We start from the raw sequence: 26241 nt of genomic DNA, 5'->3' as shown, positions 1-26241 counted from the left end.
ATACAACTGAAATGTCCTAAAAACTCAGATATGGTGGGCATTGCCCACCCTACCATATTTCCTGTAACGCTTGTTTGGAGAATTATTATCGTCTCTCCACTTCATCCACTTCTTTAGGAACCCCAGCAGTTAACACCTCATGTCCGGTGCTAGTAACTAACACATCATCTTCAATGCGAATTCCAATCCCCACCCAACGCGGATCGGTGATTGGCTGGTCTTCTGCCAGTTTGGTATCTGGTACTATATAAAGTCCTGGTTCTACGGTGAGTATTTGTCCTGGTTGTAAAATCTGTGGGTTATCACCATGCTGATATACGCCGACATCATGGACATCCAAACCTAACCAATGGCTGGTACGGTGCATATAGTATGGTTTATATTTTTCTTCTTCAATTAGCTTGTCAACTTCACCCTTGAGGATACCTACTTCCACTAAACCCTCTGTGAGGACGCGCACTGCTGTATCGTGGACTGAGTTGAAAGTATTACCGGGTTGCACTTGAGCGATCGCTTGTTTTTGTGCTTCTAAGACAATCTCATATAATATCTTTTGTTCTGCTGTAAATTTCCCACCGACAGGAAATGTCCTGGTAATATCGGAATTGTAATAACCGTAGGCACAACCAGCATCAATCAGCAGTAAATCTTCATCCTGCATTTGGCGATCGTTTTCAATATAGTGCAACACACAAGCATTCACACCAGACGCGACTATTGAAGGATAAGCTGGCCCCATCGCTCCGCGCAAGCGAAAAATATGCTCAATTTCCGCTTGAATTTCATACTCGTAACGTCCGGGTGCAGTTACTTGCTGCGCTAAACTGTGCGCTTCTGTAGCGATCGCAGCTGCTTGGCGCATCAATTCCAACTCAGCTTGACTTTTAATCAATCTCATGCTACCTAAAATAGGGCTGGTATCTTCAATAGCGATCGGCCCTGTACCTCGTTTAGGATAGGTGCGGAGTAAACTTTGATAATGTTTGAGAACTTTGTCATTAAAATTGCGATCGCGTCCTAAATGGTAAAAAATGCGATCGGCTTTTTCTAAATACTGGGGTAGTTTTTCATCCAGTTCGGTAATTGGGTAAGCTTCATCAGCACCATACAATTTTTTAGCTGCTTCCACTCCACAACGGTAACCAGTCCAAACTTCCTTTTCCCGATCCTTCGGTTGAACAAACAACACAAACTGATGTTCTGCGTGATGAGGTGCTAACACAGCTACAGCTTGCGGTTCATTAAAACCAGTCAAATAGAAAAAATCACTGTCTTGGCGATAATTGTACTCCACATCATTATGCATCACCGCCATTGGCGCACTGCGAAAAATCGCCGTACCATTACCAAGTTTTGACATCAACTGCTGACGACGCTTCTGATATTCTGCTTGCATAGCTACTTTATATTTCCAATTATGGTGATATCTTAACCTTTTCGCACTACAGATTGCATATATCACAAATATTATATGTAGTGCCAAGCACTCTCAACATCAATAATATGTATCCAGTTTTAACTAATAGTTATTCATTGAGCTTGATATTTATATCTCAGTCTTAATATTGCTATTATTCACAAATACATATTACATGTATATTGTCAAATTCATGTTATAGATTTCAGACAATCTGCATCTCATAATTTTACATTCAAAACTAAATTATATAAACATAAAGTTATCGTTCTTTGATATTTATCCTAACTTGTTATATACATATCATAAATCATTGGCAAGCACGAGCGTAACTTTTTGAATAAGTCATGTTTTTGATTGTCTAGATTTTTATATAGCTTTTATGCATCAGCCGCAGTATAACTATCGCTAGTTGTGCGCTCACAAGTATACCTTACTAAGTCGAGAAATGCGCTAAAAAATGGAACTGCTATCTAGCATATATATATTGAGAATTGGCGGTTGAAATCATCAGACTATATATGCTTACGTTCGATATAGTTCTAGCACTAATTATCAGCATAACCTTACATTTTAGATGATAGACAAATTTATCTTGTTAGCCTAAAACCTCTAAATTAAAGCTATTTCTGGCTTTTGTAACTTATCTACAAATGCTGATATAAACAAAAATATTTTCATAAATGCTTATCTGGAACTTGAAAAAATTAAATAAGCTAGCTAGAAAAGAGCAACTTATATATATGTATTCGCACGGTCAAAAACATGAAAATATGAAAAAGTCAAACAGATATTTTTTGAGTAAATGTTATTAAAGCACAGAAAACATTTAACCGAAAAAGTTAAAACTTGGATAACAACAAGCTATAAAAACAAACCATGCCTGAATTGAATTTGGATACAAATAGCTGGGCAGCACTTTCTTTTGAAAAATCAGCACAAATCAGCAACGGTTTTGAAGATAATTCTTCATCGTCATTTAGCCGTGCAAGTTCTTCTTCAGCACTGTCAAATCAACCGGTAAATACAAATCAAGTATCATCACAATCTTTATTTAACGCCAATCCAAACCCTAATCCTTATATCACCAGCGCCGCAATTGTACCAGATTTTAACGGTGATGGTAGAACCGATAAAATTTGGGTTGATGCCCAAACTGGTGCAACTCAAATTTGGTTGATGGATGGTACAACTGTTATCTCCAAAGGGAATTTTCCAGCCGATCCAAATAACCAACCAGGGTCAGTAGATTACAAAATTGGCGATTTCAACGGGGATAATAAAACTGACTTCTTGTTACGCAATAAAGTAACAGGTGCTAATACCCTGGTATTGATGGATGGTACAAATTTCACGAATCTGATTTCACTAGATCCACTAGATGGAAACTGGTCACCATTCATTGGCGATTTCGATGGCGATCGCAAAACTGATATATTATGGCGGAATAACGCCACAGGTGAAAACGCCATTTGGTTAGTAGATGGTAGTAACTCCAGCCAACCCATTAAAAGTGGCATCAGACTTGAGGGACTCGACACTACTTGGACGCCAACAATGGTTGATTTCGACGGTAACGGCGTCACTGACATCTTCTGGCGCAGTACCACCGGCGAAAACAGCGCTTGGTTCTTTGATGGTACTCAAGTTAATAAGAATTCTCTCCAATCACAAGACGCCAGCTGGACTTTCAGCATAGGAGACTTTAACGGCGATTTCCGTTCTGACATCTTATGGCGCAACACCACCACAGGTGAAAACAAAGCTTGGTTAACTAATTCCCTCATTCCCAATAACGTCTTCTTCACCGAATCTTCTCTGACAACACTAGATGCTAATTGGAAATCTAGCATTGCTGACTTCAATGGTGATGGTAAGACAGATATCTTCTGGCGTAATCAAACAACCGGTGAAAACACCACCTGGTTAATGGATGGCGGTTCAATTGTTACTGAAACCTTCCTTGCACCCAGTTCCACCACGGCACAAGCAACATTTGGCGACTTCAACAACGATGGTAGAACAGATATCTACTGGCGCGATTACGCTACAGGTGCGGACGAAATTTGGATTACAAATACAGACGGAACAACCGTAACCAGAACTCCAATCGCAGAAACAGAAAGACTTTCCCCAATTCAAGTAGGAGAAGATGGTAATCCTGTCCTCGGCCCAGATGGTACACCCTTGAGAAAATGGGTTACCTTCTAGATTGCTAGAAAATAATTAGCTTATCGGTATTCACGCAAAGACTGTAGCGTTTTTAATAACGCAATATTAGCGATCGCACAAAGCCAAGTTGAGTAGAGTTAAGCCACAATACCATCTCTACCTAAAAGTTTCATTCTGAGCCGGAACACAACTCAGGATCAAGGTAATTCTACCAAATCAATTATCCCACATCGTAGGGGCGGGGTTTCCCCGCCCTTACAAATTATGTTCACTTTAAAATTTGTAACTCAAAATTTGAATTACGCTATTTTCTGGTAAGCTTCCAGAGCTAATACTAATACTGTCACTAGTACCCCGACGTACAGTCACACCCTGCATCAAATTCAGAAAATCATCCACCGGCGAAATATCACACTTAGTCGCATCTGCTGCCTGTGTACGATAATGGGTAGGAACAATCAATCTCGGATTTAAAATTTCTACTGCTTGCTTGGCTTCTTGAGCATTATAAGCTTTAGCACTACCGCCCACAGGAATAAAGGCGATATCAGGACGACCCATCAGAATTTTTTGCTCAACCGAAATTGGTGCAGCTGCGCCGCCTAAATGTAGAATATTAATTCCGCCTTGTTTCCAACTCCAAGCAGTATTAATACCAAATTGTTTACCACCTTTGCGATCGTGGTCTATACCAATTCCTTGAAACTTAATTCCTTGGAATTCGTAAACCCCTGGTTCATAGATTAGTTTCGGCTTTCCGGGGAGTCCGTCTACAGCACCTTCATCCAGCAGTTGACTGCTAATCATCACTAAATCTGCTGCAACCTTTGGCGGACGATATCCAGCAGTACAGCCGACAGTCCGAAAGGGATTGACGAGAATCTTCACCCCGCTACCCGTCAACAGAAAGCAGGTATGACCCAACCACTGAACTGATAAGCCGCTAGATTGGGCCTGGGATGGAAATTCAGAACTTAAGGTAGTAAAAAAAGCTGTTGCCAAACCCGCCCCAGCATAGCCTATCAACTGTCGTCGTTTCATTAATTACGCTCTCGACTGTAATTGTTCCAGAAAGTTTCGCAGCAACTGCTTACCTGAAGATGTCAAAACACTCTCTGGATGAAACTGGACGCCTTGAATATGAGGATAGTTCCGATGGCGTACTCCCATAATCGTACCATCCTCAACCCAAGCAGTAATTTCCAACACATCGGGGCAAGTCTCGCGGTCAATCACCAGACTGTGATATCTGGTAGCAGTTAAAGGATTTTCTAATCCCTGGAAAACTCCCACCCCAGTATGAGACACCTGAGAAGTTTTGCCATGCATCAATTCAGGAGCAGAAACGATTTTACCACCGAATACCTGACCAATGCTTTGATGTCCTAAACAGACACCCAAAATTGGCAAACTAGAACCTAGCTGTTCAATTAACTCTAAACTGATTCCCGCATCTTCTGGACGACCAGGTCCGGGAGAAATGACGACAAATTCAGGATTTAAAGCTTTAATTTCGTCTACAGATATTTTATCGTTGCGAAAAACTCGAATATCTGCTGCTACAGGAAATTCTGCGGCAAGCTCTCCAAGATATTGGACTATATTATAAGTAAAACTGTCGTAATTGTCGATGACTATAATCACAGCTAATAACTCCTGGTCAGATTATTTGATTATTTTGTTTAATTGTCACCAGATGGGAGCTGTAAACGTCATCAATTATCGAATGAAAATAAGCAAACTTAGCAATCTTACTTAAAAAGCTGAGATAATTAAAGTTGCCAAAGGCGGCAGTATAAGTATACTACCTACCAAAAGCGATACTAAAGCTGAGACCAGTACAGCACCGGCTGCACAATCTTTCGCAATTTTGGCTAGCTCGTGGTAAGTTTGCTTCACTGTTAAATCAACTAGTGATTCTAAAGCTGTATTTAGTAGTTCTAAAGTTAAAACTAAACCACTAGTTATCGCAATAATGGCGATTTCCACCGATGATAAATGTAAAATGACGCTAAGAGCGATCGCTACAGCACAAACGCCTACATGAATGCGAAAATTGCGTTGAGTTTTAAAACCATAGCTAATTCCCGCCCAAGCATACTTAAAACTAATAAATAAATTAGTCGCTACTTGCCAAGAAAATTCTCTTTCTTTAGTCACCAGTGTTGGTATGCGGTTATTAGTGGGTGGTGGCGAAACTTTTTGGGACATAGGCTTCAAGATCCTCACATCAAGTAGATACAGTTGTTGGTGTTGCCGATTTTAAGAGCTTAATTTAGGTTTAGGCAATTTTATCCGGAAGTTTTAGGAGCAGCAAAGAATAATAATAGAGGTTATTCTATGTCAATAGAGATACCTATTTGTCTCAGCAATATTACCTGCTGTTTTAACATTCTTACTAAACTTTCCTCATCAGGATGATCCCAGCCTAATAAGTGCAGCAAACCATGAGCCACAAGCCAGGCCAATTCAGTTTGCAAACTATGCTCCTGCTGTTGGGCTTGACGCTGTGCAGTATCTACAGATACCACAATATCCCCTAGATATAAAGGTATAGAGGCAAACATTTCCTCATTTTGAGGACTGTCCACCTCTAAAGCAGCAAAAGCTAATACATCTGTAGGTTTGTCCTGGTGACGATATTGGGAATTAAGTGACTGAATTTCTACATCATCCGTGAACCGCAACCCGATTTCATAACCTGGTGCTGAGGGAAGATAAGGGTGAAGTATTTCTAACCAGTTATTAAACCAGTCTTCCCAAGTTTCCACAGCAATGCGGTTATCATTAGTCCCAAAATTTTTTGTTGTTTCTGGGAACGATTCATAAAAGTAATCTTGTACATCTAGTTCAACTTGCACTAGCTACAAAGTCTCCTAGTAACTCGAGGTTTAGGTTTAAGTTCAGCGAGTTAGGTAAGCAAGACCTACGAAGAGAGCTAAAAGTCCCACAGTAGTAAGCACAAAATGCTTAACAGAAGTACCACCTTTACGCACCATGTTGCGCATGGCGAGTTTAACGTAGCTCGGTTGAGCTTCCTTTGACGGAGAACTGCTCATGATGATTCGATAACAAACTCTTTTATATATAAATGTAACAGTTATCGTCAATGGTCATTAGTCATTTGTCAGAGACGCGATGAATCGCGTCTGTACAATTATCCTCCTTGTCCCCCTTGTCCCCCTTCCCTTGTCCTCCTTGTCCTCCTTCCCTATCCCCTAAGCTGGCGTACTTTCCACCAGTTGATTTTCTTGTCGCAGATAGGCTTGGATGAAGGCGTCAAGGTCGCCGTTCATGACATCGGTAATGGCTGTGGTTTCTGTGTTGGTACGCAAATCCTTGACCATTTGGTAGGGGTGAAATACATAGTTACGGATTTGGTTACCCCAAGAAGCTTCGACCATATCACCGCGAATTTGGGCGATTTCTTGGGCGCGTTGTTCTTGGGCGATGACTAACAGCTTGGCTTTGAGACGGGTGAGGGCTTTCTCTTTATTTTGCAGCTGCGATCGCTCTTCTGTACAACGCACAGCTAAACCAGTGGGAAGATGCACAATCCGCACGGCTGTTTCGACTTTGTTGACGTTTTGTCCACCTTTACCACCAGAACGGGATGTAGTAATTTCTAAATCCTTTTCGGGAATGTCGAGATGCACAGAACTATCTATTTGGGGCATCACTTCCACCCCGGCGAAACTAGTTTGGCGTTTACCGTTGGCGTTGAATGGGGAAATTCGCACTAAACGATGAGTACCAGTTTCCGATCGCAAATAGCCATAGGCATAACGACCGGTAATTTCCAAAGTTGCCGATTTAATTCCGGCTTCATCGCCTTCTGACTCTTCTGCTAAAGTCACCTTATATCCGTGAGCTTCTGCCCAACGTGTATACATTCGCATCAACATAAACGCCCAGTCTTGAGCATCCGTACCACCCGCACCGGCGTTAATTGTCAGTACTGCCCCTTTATCATCGTAAGTGCCGGAAAGTAATTGTTGTAACTCCCACTGATCGAGTTCGTGGTTGAGTTTAGTAATGGTAGATTCCGCTTCAGTTAGCAGACTTTCATCAGTTTCTAACTCTAATAACTCAACCACAGCTTTCGTATCTTCTAGGTTAGATTGCCATTGATGATACTGCTGGAGGTGGGCTTTAAGGTCGTTGAGTTCTTGTAATGTTTCTTGGGCTGTCGTTTGGTCGTTCCAAAATTCTGGTTGAGCAGATATTTGTTCTAAATCTTGAATTTTGGCTGTCAGTGCAGGTACGTCAAAGATAGTCCTGGGTTTTACCCAGGCGATAAGCCAACGTTTCGATTTCGCGTTTGAGTTCTAAAACATCCATATTGCTTACTTAACGATAGAGCGTGTCTAATTGTTAAGAACTTGCTCTCAATTCTATTTGCTTTATTGATTTTAGCTGTTGTTGAGCAAATTCAATCGTCTTACTTGTCTAAGTTATATATAGCAATCCTATCTGAGTTATGAAAATATTTTTTTAATGAACCGCCAAGTACGCCAAGTACGCCAAGGGTAAGAGAAAACAACTGAGAGTTTGTAAATTTCACAAATGATTTAGGATGGCTATAGGTAACAGTAAACAGGGAAGAAATAATAAAATGGGATTTAAGCACAATCCACAAATTCTTGGCGTAATTGGCGTCTTCTCTGCGAGACGCTACGCTAAGGCGGTTCATTAAATTAAGGTTTTTGGTAATTTTTACCTAGGTTTTGTAAACCTGTACAGAGTGATATTCACAAATTAACTATGAGTCATGGATTGCTGTTGTAAATAAGCCTCGATCAAAAAATTAATCTCACCATTTAACACCTCTGTCACCGATGTAGTTTCTACATTAGTACGCAAATCTTTCACCCGATTTTCGGGATGCAAGATATATTCACGAATGGGCTTTGTAGATAGAGATTTTATGCTGCTAGTTTCAATTTTGGCAATATCTTGAACGCTTTGGGATTGCATTAAAAACCATAGCTTACTTTTAATAAGCCCTAAAGCTTTTGTTTGGTTTTGCATTTGACTGCGTTCTTGGTCACAAAAAACAGTAATTCCTGTAGGAATATGACATACTTTTACCCAAGGTTGTGAGCGTTTAAGATTTTTACCATGCCAACGCCATTGAGTTATTTTTAAATCATGTTCGGGAATTTCCCAATTAATCGCTGCATCGCATACTGGTATGACTTCTACCCTAGCTAAAATTGTCTGTAAATTGCCGTTAGTCTGAAAGGGCGATATCCTTTGTAATTTATGTATACCCGTTTCTGATTTAAGAAATCCGTATGCATAACGTCCGGTAATTTCTAAGGTAGCAAAGTTAATTCCTGCACTATCCCCATCAATTATTTCTACTAAATTAACTTGGTAATTGTGATTTCTGCCCCAATTCCAGTACAACTTCATTAATAAATATGCCCAATCTTGAGCATCTGCACCAGCAATTTCAGCCGTAATGGTGACTAATGCACCCATTTGGTCGTAAGGGTGAGATAGTAACTTTTGTATTTGGACTATTTCTAGTTCTTTTTTAAGATGCTTCAAATTCAATTGAGTTTCTTGCCATAATTGCTCATCAGTTGAAGCTTGTAAAAGTTCTACAGCCGCTTTTATATCTTCAAGAACAGCACACCAATTTTGATATTTTTCCTGTCTGGAAAATATCAAGTATTCTATGTCTTGAAGTATTTGATAAGCTGGTGCTGGATTTAGCCAAAAATTAGACTGAGCAATTATTGTTTCTAATTCTTGAATTCTGGCAATTAGTTGTGTTTGGTCAAAGACAATCCTCAGCTTTGCCCAAGATATTTGCTAATCTTTCTACTTCCTGTTTGATTCCGGCAAATTCCAGCATAATTTTGCCCATAACTGACCAATGAATAATATTATATTGTACCAATTTAAATAGCTGTTGCGGCACATCAATATATTCTAGAGGGCATGGCATTGCCATGCCCCTACCATCTGTCGCATTCTTTTTTTCAAATTGGTATGACATAATTTCATCTACTCATCCCATGAAAAAACCGTGGCTGCTGAGGCTAGACCACGGTAATTTTTACAAAACTTTACTTTTATCTCGTGCCTACGGATATTTAATCGCGGCTATTGAGGGCAATTAATAGCCGCAAAATAAAGATGAATAGGTTGATGTAGGTGAGGTACATAGATAAAGCTGCTGGTAGGTACTGATCGTTGCGATAAGTACGTGGCAAGATATAGAAATCAACCACAGATGCGCCAGCAAACAGAAATACTCCCAACCCGGAAATGGCGATTTCTAACCAAGTTGGCGTGTAGACACCGAATAAGGCAAAGACAAATTGAGTCAAACAGACAACTACCAAGGCAATGATGCCGAGAGAGATAGTTTTTGTCAAAGCCATCCCGTCTTGTTCCGAGAGATTGGAACCAATTTGACGGGCAACAATAAAGGTAACGCCACAACCAAGGGCGGCTATGCCAATACCTTGAATACCAACACCTTGGGTTCTCAAAGCGACAAAGACTAAGCCACTGAGAGTATATCCAGATAAAAGGCTGTAGGTAGCCAGTAAAGGAAGTGCTAGACCTTTATTGCCTTTTTCGGCGACATTTTGGGCGACAAAGAACAGAATTAACTCAACGATGACTGCACCAATAAAGGTGGGGAAAAACAGTTCTGGATGATTGCGGATCACTCCTAAACCGCCGTAGGTTCCTAGTGCGGTAAGTACAAGACCGCCACCTACATAGGGTAGGGCATTAGCTATAACATTAGGCCCTACGAGGGCTTGAGTTCTAGCCTCGCGGATAGCATCGCGAAAATTGCTGGTGTTGCTCATGTGGAAAACTTGTTTTACTGAGAAACGTCCTGTATACTTCCATTTTTACCAATATTCTGAACTAATCACCACTCAGCCAACCGGGATAAATCATGTTTGTGAATGTAGCAGTCAAATAAATCAAGGGTTCTGTGCTGAAAATTGCTCATTTATAAAACCCAAAGATTTTACAGTCTTGTTTCTACTGACAGCATATTCTTGGGTCTTGCTGACACATAAAAATATGTAACTCTAGGGGAAATTGATCTGTTGCTGATTGTGATAGATGTCTGTAGTGTAATTACTAGATTTTTCTGTAGTAATAGATAATTTCTCTGCCAGCAGATAAAAGACCATGAATAATGCGAATCCTGGTTGATCAAACAGAAGTCATCTGCACTAAACGATGATAAAAAATCAGGGTTAATCATAAAAAATCATGCGTAGAAATACTGAACAATCCCTGCGAGACCCTGATAAGTTCAGTATAACGACGATGGTTTATTCAACGGTGACTAAGGAAAATAATGACAGCTTTGATAACAATATACGCAACTCCATTTTTTTAGGAAAAGGAGTTACAACAAAGGAATTTTTATATGGCAGCAAGTGAGTCCTCTGTGCGAATAGATGGTATAGAGTTATTACACTTATACCACCAGAATCCCTCTATTAAACTGCGTAATCAACTTGTGCAGCTACATACTGGTTTAGTGCGGAAGATGGCTCATAAATTTAGCCATCAATGTAATGAACCTTATGAAGATTTAGAACAGATCGGTTATTTTGGTTTAATCAGAGCTATTGAACGTTTTGATCCCAGTCAAGGATATGCGTTTAGTTCTTTCGCTGTACCATATATTCGTGGAGAGATGCTGCACTTTTTACGCGATCGCAGTACTCTATTAAAAATTCCCCGGCGTTGGCAAGAACTATATAATGAAGGGCAAAAGGTACGCAAGGACTTGGCTATCGCTTTGGGACGCCCACCCAAAGACACAGAAATTGCCCGTGAATTGCGCGTATCTGTGCAAGAATGGCAAGAAACTAAATTAGCCGCCCAAAACCGGATGCCTTTAAGTTTAGATGCTACGGCTGTTCACTATGTTGATTGCCAAATTACTTTAGGTGAAGCTTTACCTTGTCCTCGTTCTAACGCACTTCAGCAACAAGAAGAAGAACGTCAACAACTCCAAGGTGCAATCAATTTATTAGAAGAAAAGCCCCGGATGGCTGTTGAGTTAGTCTTTTTGAAAGAACTTTCTCGCAAAGATGCGGCGAAAAATATCGGTACAAGTCCGATGACTGTAACGCGATATCTGCAAAAAGGTATTCAAGATTTGATTAGCTATTTGCAACCTCAAGCTGTAGCTAGTGGGTCATAGTCAATAGTCTCAAGTCTATAGTTCAAAATTTATTAGTTGTTGACTGTTGACTGTTGACTGCGCCGCACTGAGCTTGTCGAAGTGTTGACTGTTGACCCAAAAATAATTAATTACCTAGATTTTAAATCAGCGATCGCTCCTTTGGTCATAGCCGCAATAGCTTTATCGGTCGCCTTAGGCAGATGATAGTATTTACCTCCGGCTGTTTGCGCTAATTCTTTAGCAAAGCCTGTAGAGACAAATTTACTCTCCGTATCAATTACTAACAGCTGTATTCCCAAAGCGCGAATTCTCGCCGCAATTTCTAATAATTCGCTTTTGATGTCTGGCTTTTCTCCTGGTTCCTGCGGTTCGCCTAAGGAACGGGCTAAGGGTATATTACCCCGGCCATCGGTGATGGCTACAACCACAACTTGACCAATATCGCCACTCATTTGAGCATTTAACCCAATGCGTACAGCTTGGGTTAAACCATGGGCTAAGGGTGAACCGCCACCACAAGGTAATCTTTCCAAACGGTTGCGCGCTAAGGCAATAGAACGAGTGGGAGGGAGTAAAACCTCTGCTTGTTCGCCCCGGAAAGGAATTAAGGCGATTTGGTCGCGGTTTTGATATGCTTCGGTTAACAGTTGCATGACTGCACCTTTAGCTGACTGCATCCGGTTAAGCGCCATTGAGCCAGAAGCATCTACCACAAACACTACCAACGCCCCAGCTTTGCGGACTAAACGCTTGGCGCGAATGTCTCCTTGTTCAACGATGACTTTGCGTCCTGGGTGTCTTTCTCTACGTGCTTTTTGATACGGAGCAGCCGCTCTTAATGTGGCATCTACGGCGATGCGTCTCACCTTACCTTTAGGCAACATCGGCTTAATGTAGCGCCCTCTATCTTCCGAGAAGATAATACTGCGGCTACCAGATTTACCTTGCCTTTTTGCCATCTGTGTAAAATAAAGCACACTATCATCGAGAATCACCCCTTCTGGATCGAAGACAAATTCTTCGGGGATGCTGGGTGGTTCTTGTTGTTCTTGTTCCTCTGGTTCCTGTTCTTCTTCTTCCTGTTCTTCTTGTTCGGATTCGTCTTGACTTTCTGGTGGTGGGGGTGGCGGTGGTGGTGGTGGCGGTGCTTGTTCTGGTGGCTGTGTCTGCACGACTGTAGCGCGGGGAACAATTACCAATTCCACAGCGCGGCGCAAGTCGTCGGCGTTGACGGTGTTGCGTCCATCTAAGGCGGCGGCGGCTTTAGCCACGCGCACAGCAAATAACTCGGCGCGGTGTCCTTGAACGCCGCCACGAAGTGCTTCATTGACTAAATATGCAATTTGATCGTGGGTAATGATGACATCTTTCAGCCATTCCCGCGCCAGAATAATTTGAGTTTTTAGCCCGTCTAAGTCTTCGTTGTATTGGGCGAGGAATTCTTGGGGAGATAGCGAATAAGCGATCGCTTGTTCCACTGCTTGTACTCTTTGATCTAAGCCCAGAACTCCGTCTGCTGATAATGCGATCGCAATTCTATCGAGTAAATGCTCTCTTAACGCTCCTTCTTCTGGGTTGTAGGTAGCAATAAACAACGGCTTGCACTGATGCTGAAAGCTAATTCCTTCCCGTTCAATTTGGTTACGTCCTTCCGATAAAACAGAAAGCAGTTGATTGCTGATTTGGTCATCAAGTAAGTTGATTTCATCCACATACAGCACCCCTCGGTTGGCGCTGGCGAGTAATCCCGGCTGAAATATTGTATCTCCTTGCTTGACTGATTGTTCTACATCCACAGAACCGAGAAGCCTGTCTTCTGTCACGCCAAGCGGAATTTGTACGAACGGTGCAGGGATAATGGCAGTAGGGACATCTTGAATATCTTTATCTGCGTATTCTGCTAAAAGTAAGTCATCCCATTCTTGGGGTTGATTGGGATCGCAGTTGCTAATCGAGTCCTTGACAACTTCAATAGGTGGTAGTAGGGCGTGAATAGCCCGTGCCATCACAGATTTTGCCGTACCGCGACGACCTGCGATCGCTACTCCACCTAATCCCGGATCGACAGCAGCTAATAGCAAAGCTAATTTAATCGCTTCTTGTCCGACTACGGCTGTCAGAGGGAAGGAAGTGATTTGAGGATTGATAGTAGGCGCAGGCATGGTTTGGCAATATAGCTAGTCTCGGCTTTTAGCATATCAAGCTTCTGGCACATTTAAAATATAGTCATTAGTCATTGGTCATTAGTCATTGGTCATTGGTCATTGGTCAACATACAGCAGATTGCCAGTTGGTGAGGTAGAAACGATCGTTGATTGTAGGGGCACTGGCACTGCCATGCCCCGAAGCGCTTATCTACCTGAAATATGCTGTAACTACTGATTCGTCAGCGACCTTTAGGCGAAGAACAATGTAAACTAGAATGTCAGTAAAGTAACATTTATTTACATAAAATCTTCAGCCATGCTAGCTGCTATTCTCTTTGACCTAGACGGTACTATTGTCAACACCGACCCGATACATTACCTAGCTTGGCAGCAAAAGCTGGCTAGTTATGGCATAGAAATTGATGAAGCGTTTTATAAATCTCGCATTAGTGGGCGACTGAACCCAGAAATTGTCAAAGACATATTACCGCAATTATCATCGGCAGAAGGACAAGTATTTGCAGATGAGAAAGAAGCGCTATTCCGGGAAATGGCGGCAAATCTCCAACCTTTGAATGGATTTGCAGAGTTAATCGCCTGGACAGAAGCACATCAGCTAAAACGTGCTTTAGTTACCAATGCTCCGAGATTGAATGCTGAATTTATGCTTGAGGTTTTGGGCATTAAAGAAGCATTTCAGACAGTTGTTTTAGCTGAAGACTGTATAGCAGGTAAACCAGACCCCACACCTTACCAGGTTGCCTTAAATCAGTTGGGGATTCAAGCCCAAGATGCGATCGCGCTAGAAGATTCCCCCTCTGGAATTCGTTCTGCTGTAGCTGCTGGTATCCGCACCATTGGTATAGCTTCTACTCACGATCCCAAAGTGCTGCTAGAAGTTGGCGCTTTTATCGCCATCCCCGATTTTACAAATCTGCAACTCTGGACATTACTCAACTCGATGAGCGAACAAGATTTTAGTACTATTTCTTAGTATGGGGCATGGGGCATGGGGCATTGAAACAATTTTGGATTTTGGATTTTGGATTTTAGATTGGAATCCAAAATCGCAAATCTAAAATCTAAAATTCCTTGTCCCCCTGCTCCCTGCTCCCTGCTCCCCCAGTCCCTAATTCTCCTTCCTGTCCTTCTTGCGGCTGAATACAGACTTTCCTTTGGCTAATAAACCAATCCCAATCAAAGAACCTAGCACTGTTGAGGGTTCAGGTACATCTGTTGCGGGCCCTCTCCCTTGTGGCCTGGGTAACTCTGGAATGAAGGCTTCCTTTTTGACGTTATTCACAATTGGATTGTAAGCAGAATTGCTGGTGTCACCACCACCGCCAATACCACCAATACCGCCACTACCACCACTACCACCACCAAGCAGTGATAAAAGTCCGGCGAAGGGAAGGACACCTAATATACCCCCGGCACCGCCACCAGCGCCACCGGCTGCTGCAACTGGTAATATCCGCGATTTTTTTAACTTGCGGACAGACCAAGACTCTATTCCAGTACTGGCATTATTAAATTTGGAGAATAAATAAACATATTGCTGATCTTTGTCACCTTTTTGATTGTCTACAAAAAAGCTGTTGTTGATATAGACAAAGTAATCATGGCTACCAATCTCTTTATCCGCGTTGATATCTTCTAGCTCAACTGTATTTGGATCGAGGTCGAACCTTTTGGTAGCACGACCTTTGAAGGTGGGATAACTCGTCAGATCGGGAGAATTCCCTAAAAACACTTGCAACTGTTCTAAGACAATCTTTGCTGTCTCTTGATTGCTATTGGTTTTAACTGTCTGGTTTGTTTCATTAATAGTTAAGATAAACTCCCGGTAGTCTGTACCACCTATATTGACGATGGGTACATCACTTAACTTTAATGAACGGGACACTTGGGATTTTTTACGTGTATCTAATTTAACTACAAATGAATCTGTGTTATAGCCTTGTTTTGTAGCCGAGTTGCTTGAAGGTTCAATTTGCAAAAATGTATTGACTTCATCTAAGTTTTTGAGGGTGTCACTGCCAATTTTCTTGATGCAAGCATCCTGACCTTTGACACAAATAGACTCACTGGGATTAATCAGACTGATTCTGGTTGCAGAAGCGCGATCGCTTGCAATAGTAGTCAAGAAAATTACATCAGATAGAGCTATTAAACCTATTTTTCCCATAATTATTCCTAATTTTGGTAATCGTAGATTTTTTTTGCAGCTTACATCCCACACTTTATGTAAAAAAAATAACCCTAACATTTCTAGTAATTACTCCGACAGTATAATTTAAAGTCTTTATATAGCCTTGCTCTTGGGAATTACCAATGTATTCTACAAGTTATCATTACTAAGATAAATTGATACGTTTTTTATACAATCTTTATATAGCTTACTTAAGTGCTAACTTTTAATGAAGCCCTTGCAAGTCTGAGGAAGCGATCGCCAAATCAACTCAGGACAAATTACGAATAAACACTGAGAAATAAATCTACTTTTGAAAATCCTTATAAATTACCGATCCCCAAATCTACCCACCACCTGCTTTTTCTTGCGATAATTCCCAAGGGGCATGAGCTTCTAAACTGGTTAATCAAGGGAAGGTAGATGAGCATCAAACGGTTGGGTTTAATTGGGCTGACGCTGATCTCGTTAGTTTTGTCCGGCTTGTCTTTATTCAGCAGTTGGCAAGAACCTCAATTTCAAAGTCGCCTAGAACTTTATCAAACAAATCTGGCGCTACAAGCCCAAGCTTGGGAACCAGAGGATAGTTCAGAGGAGAATTTTTCGGGGGTGAAGGATGCCATACTGGGCGATAAACCCCTAGAAAATGCTGCCCAGCAATATCAACAAGCGCAGCAATCGGTGCAAACCAATTTGGATAAAGCCAAAAATCAACTAGCAAAACTGCGTTCTTCAGCAAATACTCCACCTGCACCGGCTAAACCCTTACCCGCAACTCGTCCTGGAGAAAGTCCCTCTAATCAACAGGAACAGCAGTTACAGCAGTCTATTAACCAGCTACAAAAATTATTGGCTGAATTAGATTTACGTTTGGGAATTTTACAAGCTGCACCAGGAAAGACAGAAGCAGCAATCTCAACTTGGACTGATTTGCAGCAACGTTCACAAAATAGTCCGGAATTTTCACAAACATCGGCGGCGTTGATTGGTTTGTGGAGCAATCCCCCACGCCTGTTACCGAATGCGCAGGAACTGATACAAAAGAATTTAGATGGTTGGTTTCGTTCGCAGGCGTTAGTGCAACTCTATGAACTTCAACAACGAACAGAAGCACTATCAACAGTAAAAGCTGCACAACAACAAGCGGCTACCCAAGCTGTAGTTAAGTTAGCGGTAATTGGCATTGTTCCTACCTTAACAGCTTTGGTGGGTCTGGTACTGCTAATTACTGTGTTGGCGCAGCGCTTGGTAAAAGGAAAGTCCGCCTTACTAGCGCAAAATGCCGATCTACCTTGGTCAACACCTTGGGGTGGTGAAGTCATTTTACAGGTGTTTGTCATCGGCTTTTTCTTAATGGGACAGGTGTTTATCCCCCTGTTATTCTCTCTACTTCCGATCGAATTTGCGGGTGGTAATGTCCGCTTTCAAGCTTTCTCTGTTTTGGTACGTTATGTGTTGGTAGCCTTGGGAGCGTTATTAGTACTGTACGTATCGATCAAGCGCTTTTTCCCCTTACCAGAATTTTGGTTTAACTTTAATTTCCGAGGTAATTGGTTTTTGTGGGGATTTGGCGGTTATTGCGCCGCTTTACCAATAGTTGTGGTGGTGTCGTTGATTAATCAGCAACTATGGCAAGGACAAGGTGGTAGTAATCCCTTACTACAACTGGCGCTAGAAAGCCAAGATTCGGTGGCGCTAGGCTTATTTTTTGTCACAGCTGCGATCGCAGCTCCATTTTTTGAAGAAATTCTCTTTCGCGGCTTTTTATTACCTTCCCTGACTCGTTTCTTACCTGTGTGGTCAGCTATTCTCATTAGTAGCCTGCTATTTGCTGCTGCTCATTTGAGCTTGTCAGAAATTTTACCACTGACCGCCTTGGGGATCGTGTTGGGAGTAGTCTATACGCGATCGCGTAACTTACTGGCTCCCATGCTATTACACAGTCTTTGGAATAGCGGCACATTACTGAGTTTATTTATCCTTGGTAGTGGCAATTAATTTTCAGTATTATTACGGTTGCCATGTACTGAAAATTTTTGCTTTTATCTGCATATATGGCAACAATTCACTGATTAAACATAGAAATAAATATGAGTCAGTACTATCTGCAAATTTAATGCGGGTGTTAAAACTCACTCATTAATACTGAGAATATAAATATAGCAATCCTATTTCATCTGTGAAAAATATCGGTTTTGACTGTTGACTGTCAATGGTTAACATTTAACAACTCTACGTGTAATATTTCACCCATAATTTAGGATTACTATAGCTAAACCTCAGCTTTTGATTTAGTCTAAGTAATCTTTGCCTGTCTCACAAGGTAAATTCTTTCACCAGTTTTTCTGAACAGGAATAATGAGGAAATTAAATAGCTACAATTGATAGGATTGATGAAAGTGCTACTATTTTGAGCTTTAGCAGTGCTAATCTGTTTCTATCCTGTTGAACAATGCCTATATTGGTACTGTTCAAAACAGATGTCATTATCATCGTAGCTATCTCTAAAACAGTCCGGACATCAAACTCATAGCCTTGTAGAAAGGGTTATTCCAGCATAAGAGTATTTGCTGATTATCAACAGTGAATTCTCCTCAAGAGAAAAGTTTCACTGAGTAATTGACAAATCTACTATGCTGTAATGACTAATGATTATTGCGGACATCGAGCGTCGCCATCTATAGTTACAGGCGATATTAAATCATCTCATTTGTGTAATTTTTCCGGCGTTTACTAGGGTAATCGTAGGTTTTTGGTTGTCGCTATTTCTCAAAGCATTACTTTTTCTTTGAGAAAGTAAAAATATATTGAGTACGTAAATATATTTACTTTTTTCTGAAATAATCAGGAAAAATTACACTTAATTTATCAAGGAACAAGAATTAATATGGCAAATCTCAACTCCAGTCAAAAAAATCGGCAACTCATGGCTGCTTACTGTGGCATTATTTTTGGCGGATTTGGAGTGCATAAATTTACCTTAGGATATTATTCCGAAGGTTTTATCATGCTGGTAATTTCTGTAGTGGGTGGAACTTTTACCTACGGATTTACATTTTTAATTATGCAACTCGTGGGTTTAATTGAAGGCATGATTTATTTAAACAAATCACCAAAACAATTTGTTGATACTTACTGTGTTAATAAGCAAGGTTGGTTTTAAATTGTCATTGGTCAAACAATTTTGGATTTTAGATTTTAGATTTTAGATTGACTTCATGCATCAAGTCAGGGGCTTGTAAAACAATTTTGGATTTTGGATTTTAGATTTTAGATTTACCCCATGCATCAAGTCAGGGGCTTATCATAAATTTTAGATTTTAGATTTATTATCCGAATAAATTCGGAGGCTTGTCACCTTGTTAAATTTTCAAGTTTAAATCTTCAATCCAAAATCCAAAATTTAAAATCTAAAATTCGGTCATTAGTCATTGGTGATTTTTTATAATCAGAAGTTACGAATTACTGATATGTTAACGCTCAAACGTCACAAGTTGACCTTGGTTTTATTTTTATTACTAGGTATAGGATATTTCTCAGCTATGTCTAGTTTAGAAATTAATTATTTCTTAAAAAGCTTTATAGCTGTTCTCCCCATTCAACTAGCAGTGCTAGTGTATGTTTCTCAGCCGCGCTGGAGTCGTCGTTAAATCTGTTTGACATACAGTCTTAGTTGCAGATTTCGCCTACCCTGAAATTAGGGCGCTTTGATTATGGCGTCTAATTTGAAGCGAATCTAACTAAACCTTGCCATGCAACTTGTTCCGGAAACTCAACTCCAGCTAGAACCAATCCCCACAACTGAGAAAATTATTCTGGATGTTGGGGGTATGAAGTGTGCTGGATGTGTGAAAGCAGTAGAATCACAACTCACTCAACAGCCAGGAGTTAAGAGTGCTTGTGTGAACTTGGCGACAGAGGTAGCAGTTGTAGAAGCAGAAGCTGGCACAATTAATGCAGAACAATTGGCAACGCATTTAACTGTCAATGGCTTCCCCTCTCAACCGCGCACAGCCGCAGGATCTATATTTACCAGAGAAGATTTACAAGCAAGACAGCGCCGCGAAATGCAATCTTCTGTACAGCAATTGCTGGTTGCAGCAATACTGCTAATTTTGTCGGGAATTGGACATATTAGTAGTATGGCAGGCTTGACATTGCCATTATTAAATGACATCTGGTTACATTGTGGACTGGCAACTTTAACCATACTATTTCCTGGTCGCCCGATTTTAGTTGATGGTTGGCTAGGTTGGCGACGCAATGCGCCAAATATGAATACCCTGGTGGGGTTGGGAACTTTAACAGCCTATACGGCTAGTTTGGTGGCGCTACTGTTCCCGCAAATGGGTTGGGAGTGCTTCTTTGATGAACCTGTAATGATGCTGGGGTTTATTCTGTTGGGAAGAACTCTAGAACAACAAGCGAGAGGTAAAGCCGCCGCCGCATTTCGGCAATTATTAGCACTACAGCCGCAAGTTGCACGGTTGATTGCCAATCCAGAGAAAATTGGACAAGAATCAGATCGGGTAATTGTGTCGCCTAGCGTGGAGATTCCCGCCGAACAGGTGCGCGTGGGCGAATGGTTACAAATTTTGCCTGGTGATAAAATCCCTGTTGATGGTGAAGTGCGCTGCGGACAAACCACGGTGGATGAGTCAATGCTGACAGGGGAAGTTGTACCCGTAATTAAGCAACCAGGGGATATGGTAACAGCAGGGACGCTAAATCAAACAGGCGCGATCGCCATCCAAGCAACTCGTACTGGTAGCGATACCACTTTAGCCCATATTGTCGCCCTGGTGGAAGATGCTCAAACCCGTAAAGCCCCCGTACAAAAATTAGCAGATACGGTTGCTGGTTACTTTACCTACGGGGTATTAACAGCCGCTGTATTAACTTTTATCTTTTGGTTCTTTTGGGGTACCCATATCTGGCCAGAGATTACCATGTCTAGCAGCATGGAAATGACTCACCTGCCGACTACCCATCACAATACAGTACCAATTCACTATCCACCATTGTTGATTAGTTTAAAATTAGCGATCGCTGTTATGGTAGTTGCTTGTCCCTGTGCTTTGGGGTTAGCGACGCCTACAGCGATTCTGGTGGGTACTGGCTTAGGTGCAGAACGGGGTTTATTAATTAAAGGCGGTGATGTTCTCGAACGGGTACATCAGTTAAATACGGTAGTTTTTGATAAAACTGGCACTTTGACTACTGGTAATCCTACAGTCACAGATTGTCTGCCAATGGAGATAGAGTCAGGCGCATCTCTGTTACAGTTAGCAGCAGCAGTAGAAAGCGGCACATACCACCCCCTCGCCAAAGCGATTCAGCAAGCAGCCCAAAATCAACAGTTAGCGATTCCCGAAGCCAAAGATTTTCATACCGAACCAGGGCTAGGAGTATCGGCTGTAGTTGCAGGTAAAACAGTCCTCCTGGGTAATTGGGAATGGTTAAGTTGGCACGGAATTGTCATTAGCGACGCTGCACAAAAGTTAAGTCAGCAGTTAGCCACAGATGGAAAAACAGTTGTTTGTGTAGCGGTGGGCGGAACTTTAGCGGGAATTATAGCTGTTAGCGATACCCTGAGATTAGATGCCAAAGCTACAGTAGATAAATTGCGACAGATGGGTTTGCGGGTAATGTTGCTCAGTGGCGATCGCCTAGAAGCGGCCAGTGCGATCGGTCAACAGTTAGGATTAGATAGCGCTGATATTCTAGCTGGCGTTCCCCCCAGTAAAAAAGCCGCCGCTATTCAAGAATTACAAACCCAATCGGCATCAGTTGTGGCAATGGTTGGTGATGGCATTAATGATGCACCAGCTTTATCTCAAGCCGATGTGGGAATTGCTTTATACTCCGGTACAGATGTGGCTATGGAAACCGCCGCCATTGTCTTGATGCGCGATCGCTTGAGCGATGTTGTAGAATCTATTTACCTCAGTCGTGCTACATTCAACAAAATTCGCCAGAATTTATTCTGGGCTTTTGCATATAATACAATTGGTATTCCCTTAGCAGCAGGTGTGTTGTTACCTAGTTTGGGTTTCATACTTAGCCCATCTGGTGCCGCCGCATTAATGGCCTTTAGCTCAGTTAGTGTTGTCAGTAACTCAGTTTTATTACGGCGTTTAGCTCATCGACCGTAAAAACCTCTTTTGAGGTAACATTCTCAACTTAATTTCGCTTCTATACTGATTGGACAAATTAAAATCAGAATCAGGAGTTATGCATCTACTGAAGCTAGTTGAGAATTTGACTAAAGTTAAACTAACAAAAGTAGAACCGTCCAATTCTACTTTTTAACAGACAGCATCCAATTTAATGCTGATTAAAGCAGTACCATAAGCTGTAATAAGTGAGAATGGCAGGAAACTATATTCAACAATTCTTGGTAAGTCACAGTTCAACCAATGTTAGCAGCGATGCATCAATGGCAGCAGAAACCAATGAAAGTCATCTTCTAATTATTGAAGACGATCAAGGTCGTAAGGAATTTACTCTAGAAAACCCAGTCTACTCTATTGGTAGAGACCGCGATTGCAATATCCGCTTGGTCTCCCAGTTCGTCTCTCGTCGCCATGCAACATTGGTAAGATTGCCAAGAGAACACAATAGTCACAGCTTTTATTACCGAATAGTAGATGGTGATGCTAAAGGCAAGCTCAGTTCTAACGGTCTAATGATTAACGGACGCAAAATTCCATCTCACGATTTGAGAAATGAAGATGAAATTATCTTCGGGCCTCAGGTACGTGCCATTTATTACTTGCTACGTAACTCTCAGCGATCGGGGCAAACAGATGCTAGCGAGTATGATATTACACTCATCAATCCTGGGATGACTGAGGATATGGAAGAAATTTAACAACCACAATATTATTAACTTCCACTCTCTTGCTTAAGCAATATCAAAATCTCAAGTAAGTGTTCCTCAACTCTTGCTGATTTGTCAGGTGTTTTGATATGTTGCTTAAGCTAGCTTTGTCATGAAGCTAGCAGCAACGGACGCCGAAACGAAAAACACTAAAAGTTAGCCAGCCAAACTTTCTATGAGATGCCAATGGCGACTGTGTTCAATCGCCTGTTTAACATATTCAAATACTTGTCGGCAGTGATTATCTAGTTGGAGTGGCAATTCCTCATTTTTAACCACAATACTCAATCTAGTTTCTGTTTCTGTGGCTGTTGATTTATCAATCAGTACTTCCACCTTCACAAACTTGGTATAAGGAACAATACCAGGAATCTCACGCGCCATAATGTAATCGGCATTGTAGTACTGAACATCTAATTCTAAGTCTCGTAGCAGATCTACAAGCAAAGGTTGAAGATGCTCAATCGGAACAGAAACAATAAATGAACAGGTATAGCGAGCCATAATAGCCCCACGCCTTGCAACACTCCGTCCATCCTATAATACCGAACTATGTAAACTCCAAGTCTTTATAAATTCATTAAAGAAATCTAGGGGAAATTCTCTAGCCAAATCTCTTTTATCCAAAAAGCAGGGGGTGCAGTCAGAAAATTTGATAAAAAACTTTAAAATAAGACTTTGGCAGTGGAGTGCAGAATGAAAGTCGCAATTGCTGGAGCAACAGGATTTGTCGGAAGTCGTTTAGTACAACGGCTGCATCGGGAAGGTCATACTGTGTTGGTGTTAACACGTAATGCTAGTTTTGCCCAAAAGCTTTTTCCCGCCACAGCTTTTCCTAATCTAGAAATAGCTGTTTATCAACCTACTGGATCGGGTTCTTGGCAAGAGGCCATTGCAGGTTGTGATGGTGTTGTTAACCTTGCTGGCGAACCGATTGCTGAGGAACGCTGGACAGCAGAACAAAAACAGAAAATTCTTAATAGCCGGCAACTAGGTACACAAAAAATTGTGGAAGCAATAGTTAAGGCTAACCCTCAACCAAAGGTGTTAGTCAACGCTTCAGCTATTGGTTTCTACGGTACTAGTGAAACTGCTACCTTTGACGAAACTAGCCAGTCAGGAAATGATTTTTTGGCTGAAGTCTGTCAAGCTTGGGAAGCAGAAGCAAATAAAGTTAAAGATGCTAATGTCCGCTTGGTAATTTTGCGTTTAGGTATTGTTTTGGGAATGGGTGGCGCTTTGGCAAAAATGATTACCCCCTTCAAACTATTTGCCGGAGGCCCCATCGGGAGCGGGCGGCAGTGGTTCTCGTGGATTCACTTAGATGATGTAGTTAATTTAATTATCCAAGCTTTAACAAATCCAGCATTAGAGGGTGTATATAACGCTACTGCACCAAATCCGGTACGGATGGCAGATTTAACTCAAACTATGGGGCAAATCATGCATCGCCCTTCTTGGTTGCCGGTTCCTGCTTTTGCTTTGGAAGCACTCTTAGGAGATGGGGCAACAGTAGTGTTAGAAGGGCAAGAAGTTCTTCCCAAACGCACTATAGCATCTGGCTTTGAATATCAATATCCTAATTTGCGGGCTGCGTTATCACAGATTTTGGAATAGGGCATGGGGCATTGGGCATTGGGCATTGGGCATTGGGCATTGGGCATTGGGCATTGGCTTTTTGAGCCAGATGCATTCCCATGAGTTGATTTTAAATTTTCCGTAGGGGGAATTAATTTGCTGGGAATTTGCGGGAAATCCAACTGATAACACCGCTAAGAATTGCGCCGCCCATGAGAATACCAATGGCTGGGTTAAATAAAGGCTGCCAGAGTTGATGCCACAAATCTAATCCGAGATTGATCCCAGAAGCATCACCAACAACTGCGATCGCAAACCACCCAAAGCCAAAGAAAACCAGAAATACATCTGCGACTAAAATCAGGTTTAGCCAGTTTAATAATTTCTCTTTCATAGGGGAATAGGGAATTAGAGGCTAGAAGCTAGGGGCTAGGGGCTAGGGACTAGGGAGACAAGGAATTTTAGATTTTAGATTTGCGATTTTGGATTCCAATCTAAAATCCAAAATCCAAAATCCAAAATTGTTTCAATGCCCAATGCCCCATACCCCATAACCCTAATTATCAAACAGCCAGCCTTTAACTTTTGTCAAACTTTGCCAATCTGGTTTCCTCGATAAACCATCTTCAATGCTGTGTTTGACTTCTTCTTCCCATTCTTTGTTAACAAAGATTAACTGTTGGGCAAAATCAACATGCTCCCGTAGGCCTTTTTGCTTAGTTTCTAGCATAGCTATAGCCAGGTTAATTCTAGCTTGTGGGTCTTGGGGATTGAGCTTGACTGCTTTTAAAGCGGCTTTATAGGCGAGGTTACCTTTGTTTTCCAGCAGATACAACCAAGCTAAACAAGTCCAAGCAGAACTGCTTTTAGGAGCGCGATCGCAAATTTCTTTAAATACGGGAATTAAAGTAGCAGCGCTTTCTCCAGCTTTATAGCGTTCTAAACCTGTATCAAATAGGGATTCAACGGAGTTAGTCATTGGTCAGTTGTCAATGGTCAACAGTCAAGGGTCAATAGTCAATAGTCAATGGTCAATGACCAAGAGTCAAGAGTGCAGGCTGACTAAATTTTGGCCTGTGAACTTGGGACTATTGACTTTAGACTATTAACTAAACGCCAAATGACTTGCCACAACCACAGGTTTGGTTGGCGTTGGGGTTAGTAAATTGGAAGCCACCACCAATCATGGCATCGCTGTAATCTAGCATTAAGCCATAGAGGTATAATAGGCTTTTGCGATCGCAAACAATTTTAAAGCCGTCGTAATCAAAAATATCGTCGTGCTCGGTAATCTTGCTGCTGTCTTCAAAATCCATCATGTAAGACATCCCAGAGCAGCCGCCTTGTCTAACGCCGACGCGCAAGCATAAATCTTGACTTTGCTTGTCACGGAGGGCTTTTACCTGGCGTAATGCGGCTTCGCTTAACTGAATTCCGCGTTGTTGTGGCTGAGTTGCTTGTGTCATCTGCTGTTTCAACTCCTTAAGAGGTTTAACCAGTACCCTGGGGTTATATTGTGTGTTTTTGTATCCATTCTAGCGACATTGATGTCTCTAATTGGCAAATTGTAAAGACTCCGCTAAAAGCGGCTAGATATTTTTATTCTAGAATTGAGGGATTCGGTGCGTTTAGAGATGCGCTATTTTGGGAGATTCAGCCTTGTGGGTAGAA

At 41.6% G+C, this 26241-nt stretch carries 25 protein-coding genes; 9 read left to right on the top strand and 16 right to left on the bottom strand.

Annotated features, from left to right (window positions below):
* Positions 1 to 85: 85 nt before the first annotated feature.
* Positions 86 to 1396 (bottom strand): aminopeptidase P N-terminal domain-containing protein, encoded by a 1311-nt coding sequence (locus AACW45_RS07550; protein ID WP_190632446.1) that lies wholly within the window; start codon positions 1394 to 1396, stop codon positions 86 to 88.
* Positions 1397 to 2296: 900 nt separating this feature from the next.
* On the opposite strand from AACW45_RS07550, the gene AACW45_RS07545 reads away from it, so the two are divergent.
* Positions 2297 to 3628 carry an FG-GAP repeat domain-containing protein gene (locus AACW45_RS07545; RefSeq protein WP_190632445.1) on the top strand — a complete coding sequence of 444 codons (1332 nt, stop codon included), beginning with the start codon at positions 2297 to 2299 and terminating at the stop codon, positions 3626 to 3628.
* 234 nt (positions 3629 to 3862) lie between these two features.
* On the opposite strand, the gene AACW45_RS07540 is transcribed toward AACW45_RS07545, so the two are convergent.
* The 9 genes from AACW45_RS07540 to AACW45_RS07500 form a co-directional block, all read right to left on the bottom strand.
* A complete protein-coding gene (locus tag AACW45_RS07540) occupies positions 3863 to 4630 on the bottom strand; it encodes an MBL fold metallo-hydrolase (protein ID WP_190632444.1) in 768 nt (255 codons plus the stop codon).
* A 3-nt stretch (positions 4631 to 4633) separates the two neighbouring features.
* Positions 4634 to 5233, bottom strand: a complete 600-nt coding sequence (locus tag AACW45_RS07535) for an anthranilate synthase component II (RefSeq protein ID WP_096644721.1) — start codon at positions 5231 to 5233, stop codon at positions 4634 to 4636.
* A gap of 111 nt (positions 5234 to 5344) precedes the next feature.
* Positions 5345 to 5800, bottom strand: a complete 456-nt coding sequence (locus AACW45_RS07530) for a diacylglycerol kinase family protein (protein WP_190632443.1) — start codon at positions 5798 to 5800, stop codon at positions 5345 to 5347.
* A 122-nt stretch (positions 5801 to 5922) separates the two neighbouring features.
* The gene (gene ybeY, locus AACW45_RS07525; protein WP_190632442.1) at positions 5923 to 6450 is read right to left on the bottom strand and encodes an rRNA maturation RNase YbeY; all 528 of its coding nucleotides are present in this window, start codon (positions 6448 to 6450) and stop codon (positions 5923 to 5925) included.
* A gap of 42 nt (positions 6451 to 6492) precedes the next feature.
* A complete protein-coding gene (locus AACW45_RS07520) occupies positions 6493 to 6648 on the bottom strand; it encodes a DUF3285 domain-containing protein (protein ID WP_190538432.1) in 156 nt (51 codons plus the stop codon).
* Between the two features lie 159 nt (positions 6649 to 6807).
* Positions 6808 to 7930, bottom strand: a protein-coding gene (gene prfB / locus AACW45_RS07515; RefSeq protein WP_190632441.1) for a peptide chain release factor 2 whose coding sequence is annotated in 2 segments (ribosomal slippage) — positions 6808 to 7857 and positions 7859 to 7930 — 1122 coding nt in all. Because the reading frame shifts where the segments join, the coding sequence is not laid out codon by codon here.
* A gap of 417 nt (positions 7931 to 8347) precedes the next feature.
* Positions 8348 to 9355 carry a PCRF domain-containing protein gene (locus tag AACW45_RS07510; RefSeq protein ID WP_313933768.1) on the bottom strand — a complete coding sequence of 336 codons (1008 nt, stop codon included), beginning with the start codon at positions 9353 to 9355 and terminating at the stop codon, positions 8348 to 8350.
* Positions 9356 to 9377: 22 nt separating this feature from the next.
* Positions 9378 to 9599, bottom strand: a complete 222-nt coding sequence (locus tag AACW45_RS07505) for a hypothetical protein (protein ID WP_190632439.1) — start codon at positions 9597 to 9599, stop codon at positions 9378 to 9380.
* 97 nt (positions 9600 to 9696) lie between these two features.
* Complete coding sequence (locus AACW45_RS07500; RefSeq protein ID WP_190632438.1) at positions 9697 to 10425, bottom strand: Bax inhibitor-1/YccA family protein; 729 nt, start codon at positions 10423 to 10425, stop codon at positions 9697 to 9699.
* Between the two features lie 578 nt (positions 10426 to 11003).
* Here AACW45_RS07500 and AACW45_RS07495 point away from each other — a divergent pair.
* Entirely contained in the window at positions 11004 to 11789 is a 786-nt protein-coding gene (locus tag AACW45_RS07495) for an RNA polymerase sigma factor SigF (protein WP_190538435.1), read from the top strand.
* 110 nt (positions 11790 to 11899) lie between these two features.
* On the opposite strand, the gene bchD is transcribed toward AACW45_RS07495, so the two are convergent.
* Entirely contained in the window at positions 11900 to 13933 is a 2034-nt protein-coding gene (gene bchD, locus AACW45_RS07490; RefSeq protein WP_190632437.1) for a magnesium chelatase ATPase subunit D, read from the bottom strand.
* 301 nt (positions 13934 to 14234) lie between these two features.
* Here bchD and AACW45_RS07485 point away from each other — a divergent pair, with 301 nt between their 5' ends.
* The gene (locus AACW45_RS07485) at positions 14235 to 14912 is read left to right on the top strand and encodes an HAD family hydrolase (protein WP_190632436.1); all 678 of its coding nucleotides are present in this window, start codon (positions 14235 to 14237) and stop codon (positions 14910 to 14912) included.
* Between the two features lie 135 nt (positions 14913 to 15047).
* On the opposite strand, the gene AACW45_RS07480 is transcribed toward AACW45_RS07485, so the two are convergent.
* Positions 15048 to 16106, bottom strand: a complete 1059-nt coding sequence (locus tag AACW45_RS07480) for a PEP-CTERM sorting domain-containing protein (RefSeq protein ID WP_190632523.1) — start codon at positions 16104 to 16106, stop codon at positions 15048 to 15050.
* A gap of 426 nt (positions 16107 to 16532) precedes the next feature.
* Between AACW45_RS07480 and AACW45_RS07475 the strand changes: the two genes are divergently transcribed.
* From AACW45_RS07475 to AACW45_RS07455, 5 genes are all read left to right on the top strand, one after another.
* On the top strand, positions 16533 to 18107 hold the full coding sequence (locus tag AACW45_RS07475) for a CPBP family intramembrane glutamic endopeptidase (RefSeq protein ID WP_190632435.1): 1575 nt from the start codon (positions 16533 to 16535) through the stop codon (positions 18105 to 18107).
* Between the two features lie 889 nt (positions 18108 to 18996).
* Positions 18997 to 19272: a TM2 domain-containing protein gene (locus AACW45_RS07470; RefSeq protein ID WP_190632434.1), complete on the top strand. Its 276-nt coding sequence runs from the start codon at positions 18997 to 18999 to the stop codon at positions 19270 to 19272.
* Between the two features lie 307 nt (positions 19273 to 19579).
* The gene (locus tag AACW45_RS07465) at positions 19580 to 19759 is read left to right on the top strand and encodes a hypothetical protein (RefSeq protein WP_190632433.1); all 180 of its coding nucleotides are present in this window, start codon (positions 19580 to 19582) and stop codon (positions 19757 to 19759) included.
* A gap of 102 nt (positions 19760 to 19861) precedes the next feature.
* Complete coding sequence (locus AACW45_RS07460; RefSeq protein ID WP_190632432.1) at positions 19862 to 22264, top strand: heavy metal translocating P-type ATPase; 2403 nt, start codon at positions 19862 to 19864, stop codon at positions 22262 to 22264.
* 215 nt (positions 22265 to 22479) lie between these two features.
* Positions 22480 to 22983, top strand: coding sequence for an FHA domain-containing protein (locus AACW45_RS07455; protein ID WP_096644805.1), 504 nt, complete (start codon positions 22480 to 22482; stop codon positions 22981 to 22983).
* A gap of 165 nt (positions 22984 to 23148) precedes the next feature.
* Here AACW45_RS07455 and AACW45_RS07450 read toward each other — a convergent pair whose 3' ends face one another.
* Positions 23149 to 23496: a hypothetical protein gene (locus tag AACW45_RS07450; RefSeq protein WP_096644806.1), complete on the bottom strand. Its 348-nt coding sequence runs from the start codon at positions 23494 to 23496 to the stop codon at positions 23149 to 23151.
* Positions 23497 to 23688: 192 nt separating this feature from the next.
* On the opposite strand from AACW45_RS07450, the gene thyD reads away from it, so the two are divergent.
* Positions 23689 to 24609, top strand: a complete 921-nt coding sequence (gene thyD, locus AACW45_RS07445; RefSeq protein WP_190632431.1) for a thylakoid membrane protein ThyD — start codon at positions 23689 to 23691, stop codon at positions 24607 to 24609.
* Between the two features lie 112 nt (positions 24610 to 24721).
* Here the strand turns inward: thyD and AACW45_RS07440 are convergent, their stop codons facing one another.
* The 3 genes from AACW45_RS07440 to AACW45_RS07430 all read right to left on the bottom strand — a co-directional run bounded on the left by AACW45_RS07440 (position 24722) and on the right by AACW45_RS07430 (position 26036).
* Positions 24722 to 24964, bottom strand: coding sequence for a hypothetical protein (locus tag AACW45_RS07440; protein ID WP_190547453.1), 243 nt, complete (start codon positions 24962 to 24964; stop codon positions 24722 to 24724).
* A 162-nt stretch (positions 24965 to 25126) separates the two neighbouring features.
* Positions 25127 to 25549, bottom strand: coding sequence for a tetratricopeptide repeat protein (locus tag AACW45_RS07435; protein ID WP_096644809.1), 423 nt, complete (start codon positions 25547 to 25549; stop codon positions 25127 to 25129).
* 130 nt (positions 25550 to 25679) lie between these two features.
* Positions 25680 to 26036 carry an iron-sulfur cluster assembly accessory protein gene (locus tag AACW45_RS07430; protein WP_190632430.1) on the bottom strand — a complete coding sequence of 119 codons (357 nt, stop codon included), beginning with the start codon at positions 26034 to 26036 and terminating at the stop codon, positions 25680 to 25682.
* Between the last annotated feature and the right edge of the window lie 205 nt (positions 26037 to 26241).

The organism is Calothrix sp. FACHB-168, assembly GCF_963889195.1.
Classification (GTDB): Bacteria; Cyanobacteriota; Cyanobacteriia; order Cyanobacteriales; family Nostocaceae; genus Aulosira; species Aulosira anomala_A.
This window is presented reverse-complemented; position numbering and strand designations above follow the sequence as displayed.